11 protein-coding genes and 1 pseudogene are annotated in these 14,308 nt (G+C 61.6%); 7 read left to right on the plus strand and 5 right to left on the minus strand.

The genetic code is table 11. From position 1 onward, the window contains the following. Positions 1-20: 20 nt before the first annotated feature. The 4 genes from gluQRS to gyrA form a co-directional block, all read right to left on the minus strand. Positions 21-854, minus strand: a complete 834-nt coding sequence (gluQRS, locus tag M3484_RS02100; protein ID WP_249495561.1) for a tRNA glutamyl-Q(34) synthetase GluQRS — start codon at positions 852-854, stop codon at positions 21-23. Next, positions 842-2,170, minus strand: coding sequence for a methylenetetrahydrofolate--tRNA-(uracil(54)-C(5))-methyltransferase (FADH(2)-oxidizing) TrmFO (gene trmFO / locus M3484_RS02105; protein WP_249495562.1), 1,329 nt, complete (start codon positions 2,168-2,170; stop codon positions 842-844). The genes gluQRS and trmFO overlap by 13 nt, the downstream gene beginning before the upstream one ends. 40 nt (positions 2,171-2,210) lie before the next feature. Further along, positions 2,211-2,561 carry a DUF6614 family protein gene (locus M3484_RS02110; protein ID WP_092897645.1) on the minus strand — a complete coding sequence of 117 codons (351 nt, stop codon included), beginning with the start codon at positions 2,559-2,561 and terminating at the stop codon, positions 2,211-2,213. Positions 2,562-2,660: 99 nt separating this feature from the next. Further along, positions 2,661-5,453, minus strand: a complete 2,793-nt coding sequence (gyrA, locus tag M3484_RS02115; protein ID WP_249495563.1) for a DNA gyrase subunit A — start codon at positions 5,451-5,453, stop codon at positions 2,661-2,663. A 243-nt stretch (positions 5,454-5,696) separates the two neighbouring features. Between gyrA and M3484_RS02120 the strand changes: the two genes are divergently transcribed. Beyond that, positions 5,697-6,026, plus strand: coding sequence for an usg protein (locus M3484_RS02120; protein ID WP_249495564.1), 330 nt, complete (start codon positions 5,697-5,699; stop codon positions 6,024-6,026). 45 nt (positions 6,027-6,071) lie between these two features. Beyond that, the gene (locus M3484_RS02125; protein ID WP_249495565.1) at positions 6,072-7,124 is read left to right on the plus strand and encodes a lysine-2,3-aminomutase-like protein; all 1,053 of its coding nucleotides are present in this window, start codon (positions 6,072-6,074) and stop codon (positions 7,122-7,124) included. A 346-nt stretch (positions 7,125-7,470) separates the two neighbouring features. Here M3484_RS02125 and M3484_RS02130 read toward each other — a convergent pair. Continuing rightward, positions 7,471-7,656 (minus strand): annotated as a pseudogene (locus M3484_RS02130) (IS5/IS1182 family transposase); the annotation flags it as partial. A gap of 243 nt (positions 7,657-7,899) precedes the next feature. On the opposite strand from M3484_RS02130, the gene M3484_RS02135 reads away from it, so the two are divergent. From M3484_RS02135 to M3484_RS02155, 5 genes are all read left to right on the plus strand, one after another. Beyond that, complete coding sequence (locus tag M3484_RS02135; protein WP_249495566.1) at positions 7,900-8,826, plus strand: LysR family transcriptional regulator; 927 nt, start codon at positions 7,900-7,902, stop codon at positions 8,824-8,826. Positions 8,827-9,179: 353 nt separating this feature from the next. Then, complete coding sequence (locus M3484_RS02140; RefSeq protein ID WP_249495567.1) at positions 9,180-10,811, plus strand: ABC transporter substrate-binding protein; 1,632 nt, start codon at positions 9,180-9,182, stop codon at positions 10,809-10,811. 58 nt (positions 10,812-10,869) lie between these two features. Further along, a complete protein-coding gene (locus tag M3484_RS02145) occupies positions 10,870-11,835 on the plus strand; it encodes an ABC transporter permease (protein ID WP_249495568.1) in 966 nt (321 codons plus the stop codon). After that, a complete protein-coding gene (locus M3484_RS02150) occupies positions 11,828-12,676 on the plus strand; it encodes an ABC transporter permease (RefSeq protein WP_249495569.1) in 849 nt (282 codons plus the stop codon). Before M3484_RS02145 ends, M3484_RS02150 begins: the two co-directional genes overlap by 8 nt. Next, the gene (locus M3484_RS02155) at positions 12,673-14,301 is read left to right on the plus strand and encodes a dipeptide ABC transporter ATP-binding protein (RefSeq protein ID WP_249495570.1); all 1,629 of its coding nucleotides are present in this window, start codon (positions 12,673-12,675) and stop codon (positions 14,299-14,301) included. The genes M3484_RS02150 and M3484_RS02155 overlap by 4 nt, the downstream gene beginning before the upstream one ends. Positions 14,302-14,308 lie beyond the last annotated feature (7 nt).

Consider the following 14,308-nt stretch of genomic DNA (forward strand, 5'->3'; position numbering starts at 1 on the left):
TTCACCTCTGGCGGGAGTGCTCAGTCTCCGGGAAGAGACATGCCGAGCATCCGGCGGATATCACCGGGCGTAGCGCCGTCCTCGCGGTATTTTGCAAGCGCACGGGCGTCATCGCGCTTGGCAAGACGCTTGCCGCTGTCGTCACGGATCAGGCGATGATGATGCCAGAGCGGCTGGGGCAGGCCGAGCAGGCGGATCAGGAGGGCGTGGATGAAGGTGGCCTCGAACAGGTCTTCGCCACGGGTGATTTCGGTGATGCCCTGGGCGGCGTCATCGGTCACGACAGCAATGTGATAAGAGGTCCCGATGTCGCGGCGCGCCAGAACAATATCGCCGATCTCAGCGACCATCTGTTCAGCATCGCGACGATGAAGGCCCGGCTGACGACCTGTATCGGTGAAGGTGACGTCGCCGGCGCGCGCCATGGCTTTCGCCATATCGAGACGGATTGCGCCGTCCCGGTGGCCGGCATGGCGGCAGGTGCCGGGATAGACCGGTCCATCCGGCCCGATCACAGGCGCGCCTTCCTGTGGCGCCGAAAGGGCGGCGCGAATATCGCCCCTGGTGCAGGTGCAATGATAGGTCAGGCCGCTTTTTTCAAGACTGTCAACTGTTTGCCGGTATAAGTTAAGGCGCTCTGACTGCCGCAGAACCGGGGCTTCCCAGTGCAGCCCCAGCCAGCTGAGATCATCATATATGGCGGTCTCGTAATCGGACCGCGCGCGGGCGGTATCGATATCTTCAATCCTGAGAAGAAAGCGATCACCGCGCGCGGCTGCGGTCAGCGCCGCGAATGCATGGCCCAGATGAAGCGGCCCGGTTGGCGATGGCGCGAAACGGGTTACCCGAGCCATTCTGTGAAAGCGTCTTTCGCGCGGTCAGTATAGGCCTTGTAGCGATCCTTGCGACCGCGGCGCCCGCCTTTGGCATCAATCGGGGGGAAGAGGCCGAAATTGACATTCATCGGCTGGAAGGTTTTTGCCTCGGCGCCACCGGTGATATGGGTGATCAGCGCGCCCATCGCGGTATCGGCAGGGGGTGGCGGCAGATCCTGGCCCTTAATCTCAGCTGCTGCCATACGGCCGGCGAGCAGGCCCATCGCAGCAGATTCGACATAGCCCTCGACCCCGGTGATCTGACCGGCGAAACGGATATTCGGACGAGACTTCAGCCGCATCCGGCCATCGAGCAGCGTCGGCGAGTTGATGAATGTATTGCGGTGAATGCCGCCGAGACGGGCAAACGAAGCATTCTCAAGTCCGGGAATCATTTTGAAAACAGCGGTTTGTGCGCCGTATTTCATCTTGGTCTGGAAGCCCACGATATTATAGAGCGTCCCGAGCGCATTGTCGCGGCGCAGCTGAACCACCGCATAGGCTTTGGTTTCGGGATCATGTTCATTGGTCAGGCCGACCGGCTTCATCGGCCCGAAGCGCAGCGTCTCGCGCCCGCGTTCGGCCATGACCTCGATCGGCAGGCAGCCGTCGAAATAGCCGGCCGTTTCGCCTTCATGGAATTCGGTTTTCTCGGCGGCCAGCAGCGCGTCGATGAAAGCCTCATATTGCTCCCGCGTCATCGGGCAGTTGAGATAGGCCTTCTGTTCCTCTTCGGTCTCGCCCTTGTCATAGCGGGACTGGCGCCAGGCGACCGACATATCGACCGATTCCGCGTAAACGATGGGTGCGATGGCGTCGAAAAAAGCGAGGCTGTCCGCCCCGGTCTCGGCGCGGATTGCTTCGGCCAGGGCGCCGGAGGTCAGCGGGCCGGTCGCGATGATCCAGTGACCGTCTTCGGGAAGGGCGCGGATCTCGCCGGGGTCGAATGAGATCATCGGATGTGCGCGCAGCCGTTCCGTCACCGAAGCCGAAAAGGCGTCGCGGTCAACGGCCAATGCGCCACCTGCCGGCAGACGGTGGTGACGGGCCATTTCCATGATCAACCCGCCCGCCGCCTGCATTTCCCAATGCAGCAGGCCGACGGCATTCCGCTCATCATCATCCGAGCGGAAGGAGTTCGAACAGACCATTTCGGCGAAATCGCCGGTGCGATGCGCGAATGTGCCCACAGAGGGGCGCATTTCGTGCAGGACGACCGGGACGCCGGCCTCAGCCGCCTGCCAGGCGGCCTCGGATCCGGCCATGCCGCCGCCGATGATGTGGAGCTTTTCCATGGCTCGCGATGTAGCCCTGCCTTGCCGACAGTTCAACTCCTCAGATCAGGGCGATGCGTTCGCGTTGCGCAGGATCGGGCCAGTTCCGGTAGAGGCCGACATCGGCATGGGCGATCATGCCATGCATCTGGTCGTAGCGGCGCAGCGCCTCATCATCGCTGGCGGCGAGACCTGCGAAAGCGGTGTCGAGGCCGGCAAGGCCAGGCAGCTCAATCTCCAGCAGGAAATCGGTATGCTGCCCCGAAGCAAGCCCCAGTTTGCGACGCAGAAGCCGCCAGTCGCTCACCAGGCCCTTGCCGTGCAGATGATCCATCCAGGCGGCGACGGCGGCCGCGAATGCCAGGGCCCGTGCCTCCGGCCGCAGTTCGATCAGGCAATGGTAAAGATGCACCGTTTCCTCCCTCGGGCCAGCCGCCCGGAGCAAGTGAAACAGCGAAAATTTACCATCGGGTTAAAATGAAACGGCCCGCCACAGGGGCGGGCCGTCACATCATTCCGGGGCGGTCTCGGGCGGCACGTCAGGCGCCGGCGTGTCAGAAGACGCTGTATCGGGAACCGTCGTGTCCGCCGCGCCGACGCCCTCCTGCTCGGCGATGCGGGCGACCGAAACCACCTCTTCCTCGCCGCCGGTATTCAGAACCTTCACGCCCCCAGCCGACCGCGAGCGGAAAGAAATCTGGTCCACCGGCACCCGGATCGACTGGCCGGAAGAAGTCGCGAGCATGATCTGATCGGAAAGATCGACCGGGAAGGAGGCCACCAGCGGCCCACCAGGCATGGATTTGGCGAAGGCGGTCACGCCCTGACCGCCACGACCGCGCACCGGGTAGTCATGGCTGGACGAGAGCTTGCCGAGACCGCGCGCGGTGATGGTGAGGATCAGATCCTCGGCCGCTGACATTTCAGCATAACGCTCGGTCGAAAGCTGGCCCGCTGCGGCCACGTCCTCATCATCCGCCTCGATCTCTTCGGTCACACCCGCGACAAGGCGGCGCTGCTTCAGATAGGCGGCACGCTCGGCCGGATCGGCTTCGAAATGGCGGATGATCGACATCGAGACGACCTTATCCTCGCCGTTCAGCCGGATGCCGCGCACGCCGGTCGAGCCGCGCGACTTGAACACGCGGATCTCTTGCGTCGAGAAGCGGATGGCGCGACCCGATGCCGTCACCAGCATGACGTCATCATTCTCATCGGCGATGGCTGCGTTCACAAGTGTAACGTTTTCAGGCAGTTTCATCGCGATCTTGCCATTGCGCATCACATTGGTGAAGTCCGACAGATCATTCTGCCGCACATCGCCATCCGAGGTTGCGAAAACGATCTGCAGCTTGTCCCACTCGTCTTCCGGCACATCGACCGGCATCAGCGCGGCGATAGAGACGCCGGGATCGATCGGCAGGATATTGACCAGCGCCTTGCCTTTGGCATTGCGGCCCGCCACCGGAAGCCGCCAGGTCTTGAGTTTGTAGACCATACCGGATGTTGTGAAGAACAAGAGCCAGGTATGTGTATTTGCTACGAAAAGCGTTGTGACGACATCATCTTCCTTGGTCTGCATGGAAGACAGACCCTTGCCGCCACGGTTCTGCTGGCGGAATTCGGCCAGCGGCGTGCGCTTGATATAGCCGCCCGAGGTGATGGTCACGACCATATCCTCACGCTCGATCAGATCCTCGTCATCCATATCGCCTTCCCAATCGGCGATCTGGGTGCGGCGCGGCACGGCGAAGAGCGAGCGAACTTCGGTCAGCTCATCGGAAATGATCCCCATGATCCGATCACGGGACGAGAGAATATCAAGGAAATCCTTGATCTTGCCGGCAAGTTCTTCCAGCTCGTCGGTCACTTCCTTGACGCCGAGCGCAGTCAGGCGCTGCAGGCGCAGTTCAAGGATCGCCCGGGCCTGGGTCTCCGAGAGATTATAGGTCCCATCCTCGTTCATCTTATGGCCGGGATCGTCGATCAGCCGGATATAGGCCGCGATATCATGCGCGGGCCAGTTGCGGGTCATCAGCCGCTCGCGCGCCTCGGCCGGATCGGCAGAGGAGCGGATCGTCGCCACAACCTCATCGACATTCGACACCGCAACCGCGAGACCGCAGAGAATATGGCTGCGCTCGCGCGCTTTCCGCAGTTCGAAAGCGGTGCGGCGTGCGACAACTTCTTCGCGGAACACAAGGAAATGGCTGAGAAAATCCCGAAGCGTCAGGGTCTCGGGCTTGCCGCCCACCAGCGCCAGCATATTGCAGCCGAAATGCACCTGCATCGGCGAGAACCGCCAGAGCTGGTTCAGCACCACATCGGGTGTGGCGTCGCGTTTCAGCTCGATCACCACCCGCACGCCGACACGGTCCGACTCGTCGGCAATCGAGGAGATCCCGTCGATCCGCTTGTCGCGCACCGCTTCGGCGATCTTCTCGATCATCGAGGCCTTGTTGACCTGATAGGGGATCTCATCGACGATGATTGCCCAGCGATCTTTGCGCAACTCTTCGACATGGGTTTTCGCCCGGATGATCACCGAGCCGCGCCCTTCGAGATAGGCCTTGCGCACGCCCGAACGACCAAGGATCAGACCCCCGGTCGGAAAATCTGGCGCCGGAAGCATTTCCATGAGCGATTCCATGGAGATATCCGGGTTTTCTATCATCGCCAGCGTGGCGTCGATCACCTCGCCGAGGTTGTGCGGCGGGATCCGCGTCGCCATGCCGACCGCAATCCCTTCGGTGCCGTTGACCAGCATGTTCGGGTAGCGGGAGGGAAGCACCGTCGGCTCGCGGTCCTTGCCGTCGTAATTGTCCTGGAAATCGACCGTATCTTTGTCGATATCGGCCAGCAGAAAGGCGGCGGGCTTGTCCATCCGGACTTCGGTATAGCGCATCGCGGCTGGCGGATCGCCATCCATCGACCCGAAATTCCCTTGCCCATCAAGGAGTTTCAGCGACATGCTGAAGGGCTGCGCCATCCGAACCAGCGCGTCGTAAATCGAGCTGTCGCCATGCGGGTGGTATTTGCCCATCGTATCGCCGACCGGACGGGCCGATTTGCGATAGGGCTTGTCATGGGCGTTGTTGCTTTCGTGCATCGCGAACAGCACGCGGCGATGCACCGGCTTCAGCCCGTCGCGCAGATCGGGGATTGCGCGCGAGACGATGACCGACATCGCGTAGTCGAGATAGGCGGTCCGCATCTCCTGGGTGATATCGACCTGCGGGCCGTGATAGACCGGCTTTTCAGGGATTTCACCAGCGTTTTCAATATCTTCCGGAGTGTCTGACACGGTACGCCTTCTTTGTCTCGGCCGGGTCTTTCGGGAACGTGTCCCCTGGCCCGCATTTAGTTGAGCAGAAGTTACACCATACCAGCCATTGGGTGCAATGGTGGCCGCAATGGTCGGGGCGGTCTCCTGTCATCTCTGCTGTCATCACAGGGGCAGGGCGAGTGACAGGTCGTTGATTTTATTGACCTTATATTCATATCTGTCATGCTTTCCTGAACGGGAGGATGAGCGGAGGCACAGAACATGAAAGAAGGCGACAGGCGGATCGGCGACAGGCGGGCAGGTGAGGGGCGGGCAGGTGAGGGGCAGCACAACGAAACCAGCCTCATGCTGCAAGGCTACGGGCTCACCACGGCCGAGATTTTCTACCGGATGCCGGATTACAGGTCGGTGCTCAACACGTTCATCTGGCAGACTTATGATCTGGCGCCGGATTACCCCGAACTGTTTCGCTTCATTGAATACTGGCAGACGAATATCGAAGGGCCGCTGCATTCCGTGCGCTTCACGCATCGCCGGCAGATCGGGCCGGCGGAATGGCGCAGGGTGACGGCGGAACTGAGGCTGCAGTAAAGCCCGCGCTTGCCGGGAGGCGCGGGTGAGGTTATTGCCCGCGCCATGAATGACCAGTCTCCCCCCGGCAAGGCGCAGGCTCAGGGCGCGCTGACCACTGTTGACGGGCTGATCCGCGAGGGTCTGAGCCCCGGGGCCCAACGGGCAGAGCTTGAGCAGGTCGCGGCGGAATTCCGGGTGCGGCTGAGCCCCGCGATGCGGCAGATAGAATCTGACGGTGTCAGAGCGCAATTCCTTCCCGACCCGCGCGAGCTGACTATCCTCCCGGAAGAGCTGATCGACCCGATTGGCGATGACGTGCATCGCCCGGTGCCCGGCCTGACGCATCGCTACCCCGACCGCGTGATCCTGCACACGACGCAGATCTGCGAGGTCTATTGCCGTTTTTGCTTCCGACGTGAGGCGGTGGGCGAAAACGGTCAGCTGGAGGAGGCGGAATTCACCCGCGTGCTCGACTATCTGCGCGACCATCCGCAGATCTGGGAGGTGATCCTGACCGGCGGCGATCCGCTGACCCTGTCCGCGCGGCGCCTGAAGGATATGCTGGCCCGACTGGCAGAGATCCCGAGTGTCGAGGTGATCCGCTTCCATACCCGCATCCCGGTCGTGGCGCCGGAGAAGATCACCGAAGACCTGACGCAGGCGATGCAGATCCGGCCGGTGGTCTGGCTGGTGCTGCATACGAACCATGCCGATGAGATTACCCCTGCGGCCAGTGCGGCACTCGCGCGGCTGACCCGGGCGGGCGTGCCGCTCCTGTCGCAGACCGTGCTGCTGAAGGGGGTCAATGCCGATCCCGACACGCTGGAGCAGTTGTTCCGTACTTTGATCCGCAACCGGGTGAAGCCCTATTATCTGCATCACCCCGATCTCGCGAAGGGCACCGGCCATTTCCGTCTGAGCCTGCACGAGGGCCAGGAAATCTTTGCCGCTTTGCGGGGACGGCTCTCCGGCACGGCGCTGCCGACCTATGTCCTGGACATTCCCGGCGGTTTTGGAAAGGTTCCGGTTGGCCCCGGCTATCTGCAAGACCACAGGGATGGCAGCTGGACTGTTACCGATCCGCAAGGACGCGCGCATTCCTACTGGGATCTCTGAATTCGGGCCGCGAATGCCCATGGCGGCGGCAGATGCAGTCACGCCTGTTTGTGCAATGGAGCCAACGTGATGGATCGGCGGCGCGCCCCGGGGCAACACAGCGACGTGGCACATATTCGTCGTCAAAGGATTTGGAACAGGCGGCCTAATTCTGGCGCGAAGGGCAGCGTCTGACCGGTTTCAGATCATGCGGCCTTGGGCTGATGGTTCAAGCGGCGGTTTGAGGTAATATGCAGTTTGATGCATCTCCTTTTGGCCAGGATGTTCTCGTCACCACCACAACAGCCGTTGCCGGGCTTAGGTTGCCGGCACTCTCATGGCAGCGGTGGTTGTTGTAGCGGTTGATGAGGGCGGCCCGGACGGCTGCTGCCGAAAGCCACTCAGAATGACCCGCCTTGCCGTTCGGGGCCGCGAACCATGACATTCCCGGGTCAAGCCATACTGGCAGCGAGCCACGGCGCTTCTGAGCCTGGCTGTAGCCGGACCAGTTCGTTGTGCGGAAGAGGGGAGCGGGCTTGCTCGTGGCGCCGATCTGACCTGCTGACTGACAAACATGAAACCGAAGCTCACAGGGATAGCGCAACAAAGTCATCGAGAGGTGATCTGTTCTGCCGCAACATCGCGATCGGCGCGCCGAAGGGCCGGCCACGCTGACACAGGAGTGCGGTCCGGTACAAGGCCCTGCTGCGCCGCTCCGGATTCTGCCCTGCAGCAGGCCGGTTGACATGCCCCCGGCGGTGCCGTGTATTGCGCCAAAACCTCCGGGGGCAATTCTATGGATCGCAGACGCCTGCCCCTAAACGCGCTTCGGGCCTTTGAGGAGGTCGCGCTTCAGGGCAGTTTCCGCGCCGCAGCCGACAGTCTGAACGTCGCGCAAAGCTCGTTATCCCGCCATGTCGCAACCCTCGAACATGCGGCGGGTGTGTCTTTGTTCGAGCGCCACCCGCGTGGCATCGAGTTGACGCCTGCGGCGGAAAAGCTGCTGAGTTCGGTGCGGAAATCCTTTGACCGGCTGAGCCTGACGCTCGACGAGATTGGCGCACAGAGCACCGAAATGCGCGTGCTGCGCATCTATTTCGCCCCGAGCTTCGCGAGCCTGCTGGCAGTATCTGCGCTTAAGGATTTCCGCCAGCTCTGCCCGGGGATCACGCTGGACATCAGTTGCCTGACACTGCCACAGCATCAGAGCAACCCGCCCGATGCTGCTGTAATCTACTCCCGCCCGATCATCAGCGATAAGGTGATCAATCTGCTCTGGCAGGTTGAAAGCACCCTGATCTGTCATCCCGACCTGGTAAGCGAGGGTCCGCTGGACAGCAGCGAAGCCCTGGATTCATTCCTCAGCCGCAACGAGCTTTTGCACGTCCGCGTCGATGACGGTGACCGTTTTTCGCTCTGGAAGCAGTTTGCCGGCGTGCACGGTCTGCGCGGCACTGTTGCGCGAGGACTGACCTTTGACACGGCCGAGCTCGCGATCCGTTATGCGCAGAACGGCAATGGGATCGCATTGCTGGACCCGACCCCGTTTCGGCCGGAGATCGCTTCGGGAAACCTGATCTGTCCTTCGCCGCTGCGGCTGACACCGGGCTATGGATACTATCTGGTCTGTGATGCCGAAGCGTTGGAGGACACGGCCGTTGCGCTGTTCCGGAACTGGCTGATCCAGCAATTCTGCAAATCCGACCGGGAAGCAGGTCAGTAGGCAGAGCCGGGCCGCGGCCCGTCTGGGCCAGCACCTGAGGCAACAGAGTGGCCCGGATCTGCCGGTCACAAGACGGGCGGGTCAGGTCCAGATTTTGACGGAGCGCGCTCCGACCTTGCCGACCGACAGGGGTGGCCGGCAGGGCCTCGCATGCCAGAATTTCGTGTAATTTATTGTTTTAAAATACATAAGCATGACCTGCTTTTTATAGATCCCCCGATCTCATTACTCTGCTTGTGGCAGCGCAAATGTTGCACCTAGGTTGCAGCAATAAGCGGGGGCGCTGCATCCATCCCGGATTTCGCAGCGGCGACCGACCGCAAATCAAAAAATAATTCGCCAACAGGAACGTCATGACCATTCTCAAAATGAACAGCGGCAAGCCCCTTCACCCGGAGGTCGAAGATCTGTGCCGGAAATACAGCGATAACGGCCTCGACCGGCGGGCGTTCCTGCGCACGATGTCCTGGCTCGGGGTCTCGGCGGCTTCTGCGGCGGCCTTCACCGGGATCACCGGCGGGGCGGCACGCGCTGATGACACAAAGCTGCCGGTGGCGGGCGGCGAATTGCGCTTTGGCATGACGGTCCAGGAAATCACCGACCCGATGCTGACCAGCTGGACAGAGGCCTCAAACCTTTTCCGCAACAGCCTTGAATACCTGACCTATGTCGACAGCGAAAACATCACGCATCCCTATCTGGCCAAAAGCTGGACGCCCTCAGATGATCTGAAAATCTGGGATTTCGAGCTGGATGACCGCGCAAAATGGTCAAATGGCGATGCGTTCACCGCCGATGATGTGGTGTTCAACATTGCGCGCTGGATCGCGCCTGAATCGCAATCCTCAAACAAAACCGCCTTTTCGGCGATCGAAAAAGTCGAAAAGACCGGTGAACACTCGCTGCGCCTGACGCTGTCACGCGGTGTCGTTTCGCTGCCCGAACAGCTTTACGCTTATAATTGCCCGATGCTGCATCGCGATTTCGAAAAGAACGGCGCCAATTGGCCGGCAAATCCGGTCGGCACCGGTCCCTTCGCGCTGAAAACCTATGAAGTCAGCCGTCAGGCGGTCTTTGAAAAGCGCGCCGATTACTGGGGAGAACCGGCCTATCTTGACCGGATCATCTATGTCGATGTCGGCGCAGATGTGACCACACAGCTTGCGGCGCTGGCCAGCGATCAGATCGATGTGATCTTCCGCGCCGCGATCACCGATGTCGATATCATTTCCAAACTTCCCGGCGTCCGTCTGCTGCGGTCTGAACCTGCGCATACGATCGTGATGCGGATGAAGACCGATGAGAAACCTTTCGACGATATCAGGGTGCGCCAGGCGGTGCAGCTTGCCGCCGACAATGATCAGATGCTGGCAATTGCCTATCGCGGAGAAGGCGTGGTCGGCGGCAATTATCATGTCTCGCCCAAACACCCCGATCATTTCCCGCTGCCCCCTATTGCGCGTGATGTCGAAAAGGCGCGGGCGCTGCTGGCCGATGCCGGCTACCCGAACGGCATCGATCTGGAACTGGTGCTGGGCAATACCCAGGGCAAATGGGAACAGGATACCGCCCAGGTTCTGCAGCAAAATCTGGCAGAGGCGGGGATCCGGCTGACGCTGAATGTCCTGCCCTCGACGCAATACTGGCCGGTCTGGAACAAGGTGCCTTTTGGCCTGACCTATTGGGCGCACCGGCCCCTGGGGGTGATGACGCTCAATCTTGCCTATCGCAGCGGCGGTGCATGGAATGAGAGTGCTTTTGCCAGCCCCGAATTTGACGCAGCCCTCGACAGGGCAATGACGATCATCGACCCGGAGGAGCGCGCGGCCGCCATGCAGGAGGTCCAGACCATTCTGCGCGATGCTGCCGTTATCGTGCAGCCCTTCTGGCCCAAGGAATTCTCGGCCTGCACCGAACGGGTACAGGATTATGATTTCCATCCCTCGCATTACTACCGGATGGACCGGGTCTGGGTCACTTCCTGAGACCACCACGCCCGCATCAGACGCAATGATCTGAACCCCCGGAAAGAACAGGACGCGAATGACTGCTTTTTTACTCCGCAAGCTCGGCTGGGCTGCGGCAACAATGCTGACCGTCTCGATACTGGTCTACCTTGCGCTGGAGGTGAATGTCGACGATGTCGCCGCCAAGGTGCTGGGGCAGTTCTCGACCGGAGAACAGCGGGAGGCCTGGCTTTTGGCCAATGGCTATCGTGACCCGCTTGTGCTGCGCTACGGCCGCTGGCTTGTCGCGTTCCTGTCAGGTGACTGGGGCCTCTCCAGTCACTTCCGGGCCCCGGTGATCGAGATCATTCCGGCAAGGCTGGGCGCCTCGCTGCTGCTGGGCGCCTGTGCCCTGCTGGTGATGGTCCCGACCGCGCTTCTGCTGGGGGTGATTGCCGGCATGCGGCCCAATTCGGTGATGGACCGCGTTGTTTCGGTATTTGCGATCCTCTCGACCTCTGTGCCCGATTTTGCCTCGGCGGTCCTGCTCTCGGCCATCTTTGTGTTCTGGCTTGGGGTATTGCCCGGCACCAGCACCATGCTGACCGGATTTTCCCTCAGCGAGTTGGTGCTGCCGGTCGCCGTTCTGGCGCTTTACTCGACCGGTTATCTTGCACGCATCACGCGCACCGCGATGGCCGAGGTAATGGCCTCGCATTATGTGCGCACTGCCCGGCTGAAAGGGGCCGGCACCTTCCGGATCGTGTTCCGCCATGCATTGCGTAATGCGCTGATTGTGCCCGCTACCGTGGTGATGATGCAGGTGCCCTGGCTGCTTTCCGGCGTGATCGTGGTCGAGGTTTTCTTTGCCTATAAAGGCTTCGGCTCGCTTCTCTACGATGCGGCGCTGAACAGCGATATCTACCTGATCGAGGCCTGCGCCATGGTCAGCGTCGTGGTTGTCGTGCTGTCTCAGATCCTCTCTGACCTCGCCTATGTCTGGCTCAATCCCCGCATCAGCCTCTCTGGTGCTGAACGCAGCGCGGGGGTGACAGATGCCTGACAGCAAACTCAAAGCCTATCTGCGCCACCCAATGGTGCTTATCGGGGGCGGCATCTCGCTCGCCTGGCTGCTCATCGCCCTGCTGGCGCCGCTGATCGCCCCCTATGATCCGCTGCGCATGCTGCAACCACTGGCACAGCCGCTGACCCCGGATCCGGCCGGCGGAATGTTCTGGCTGGGCACCGATCTCGTGGGACGCGATATCCTGTCGCGGCTGATCTACGGCGCCCGAACCGTGGTGGTCTATGCGACACTGGCCACCCTGACCGCCTATGCTGTGGGGATCAGTGCCGGACTTGCCGCAGGCTATCAGCGCGGGCGCACCGATATGGTCCTGTCTTTCATCGCCAATGTCGTGCTCTCGTTCCCGGTTCTTGTGCTTTACATCCTGATCATCGTGGTCATCGGGCCCTCGCCACTCAACATCATCCTCGCGGTGACATTCGCGAGCGCCCCGGCAATCTTCCGCATCGTGCGGGCCATCAGTCTCGATATCTCCAGCCGTGATTTCGTGGCCGCTGCCCGAACCCAGGGCGAAAGCCCCTGGCGGATCATGCTGGTGGATATTCTGCCAAATGCCACTGGCCCGCTTGCCGTCGATTTCTGCCTGCGGATCGGCTATACTGCGATCAAACTGGGGACCCTCGGATTTCTCGGGCTTGGCCTGCCTCCTCCTACACCAGACTGGGGTTCCATGGTCAATGAAGGCCGCGCGATGGCCATGGCATTTCCCTATCTTATCATCTTTCCATGCCTCGCGATCTCTTCGCTGATGCTTGGTCTCAGCCTGCTGGCCGACGGTCTGAAAGACGTGTCCGGCCGGATGGAGCGCCAGTCATGACCGATCCTGTCAATCCCGGCGACACCACCGCCCCCCGGCCGGTTCTGAAGCTTGAAAATCTCAGCATCAGCCTGCCAGAGGGTGCAGACCGTTCGCTGGCGGTCTCGGGCGCCAGCCTTGAGCTGTACCCGGGCGAGATCCTCTGCCTTGTCGGGGAATCCGGCTCCGGCAAATCGGTCCTTTCCGCTGCGGTGATGGGGGCAGTGCCACGTGGTCTTGACGTTGTGGCGGGGCATATCCTGCTGAATGGCACCGATCTGACCGGGCTGAGCGAGTCACAGCTGCGGCAAATGCGCGGCCGCGATATCGCGATGATCTTTCAGGAGCCGATGTCCTCGCTCAACCCGGCAATGACCGTCGGGGAACAGATCGAGGAAGTCTTTCTGCTGCATTCCGATTTTGACGCAGCCGAACGCCGCAAGCGCGCCCGTGCCCTGGTTGAGGCAATGCATCTGCCGGATCCCGACCGCATCCTTGCCTCATTCCCGCATTGCCTGTCCGGCGGTCAGTGTCAGCGGGTGGTCATTGCGATGGCCCTGGCGCTGAACCCCAAAGTTCTGGTCGCCGATGAGCCGACCACCGCACTTGATGTGACCACCCAGGCGCAGGTGCTGAAACTGATCCGTGAATTGCGTGACGTCTATAACCACGGGATCCTCTTTATCACCCATGATTTCGGTGTGGTCGCCGATATCGCGGATCGTATCGCCGTGATGAAAGACGGGGTGATCGTCGAACTTGGCCCGGCGCGCGACGTGCTGGAGGCGGCAAGCCATCCCTATACGCGCAGTCTGATTGCCGCCATCCCGGGGCTGGCGCCACGCCTGCGCCCGGCGCCGGAACGCAGCCTGATCGCACTGAAGGCTGCCGGGCTCTGCCACAGCTTCGGGGCCATGCGCGCGCTTGATGAGATTAACCTTACGCTGTTTCGCGGCACCGTTCTCTCGGTTGTCGGAGAATCCGGCTCGGGCAAATCTACCCTTGCAAAGGCGCTGATCCGTCTGATCGAACCGAAAGCGGGCCGGGTCGAGGTCGGCGGAACCGATATCCTTGCGCTGCACCCGCGTGATCTGGCGCAGTGCCGGCGCCGCATTCAGATGATCTTTCAGGATCCTTTCGAATCCCTCAACCCCCGACGGCGGGTCGGCGATATGATCGCGCGGGCGGCCATTCTCGCGGGCACGCCGCCGCGTAAGGCGCGCGCGGTTGCCGAAGAGCTTTTGACCCTCGTCGGGCTGCAGGCCTCAGCTTACGCGCGGCGTCCGGCGGCCTTTTCCGGCGGGCAGCGGCAAAGGATCGGTATTGCCCGGGCGCTGGCGATGCGGCCCGATGTTCTGATCGCCGATGAAAGCCTCTCGGCGCTGGATGTATCGGTGCAGGCGCAGGTGCTGGAACTGCTGCGCGATCTCCAGGCCCGGCTGGATCTGGCGATCCTCTTCATCACCCATGATCTGCGCGTCGCGGCCCAGATCAGCGATGACATCATCGTCATGCAAAAGGGCCGCATCGTCGAGCAGGGGCGGGCCTCCGCGATCCTCAGCGATCCGCAGCATCCCTATACAAGGGAGCTGCTGGCGGCAGCGCCGGGTCGCACCACGCTAAGCACTCTTTCTGCCGCAAACTGACCCTCAG

Source organism: Pseudomonas sp. GX19020 (assembly GCF_023371075.1).
Lineage (GTDB): Bacteria > Pseudomonadota > Alphaproteobacteria > Rhodobacterales > Rhodobacteraceae > Pseudogemmobacter.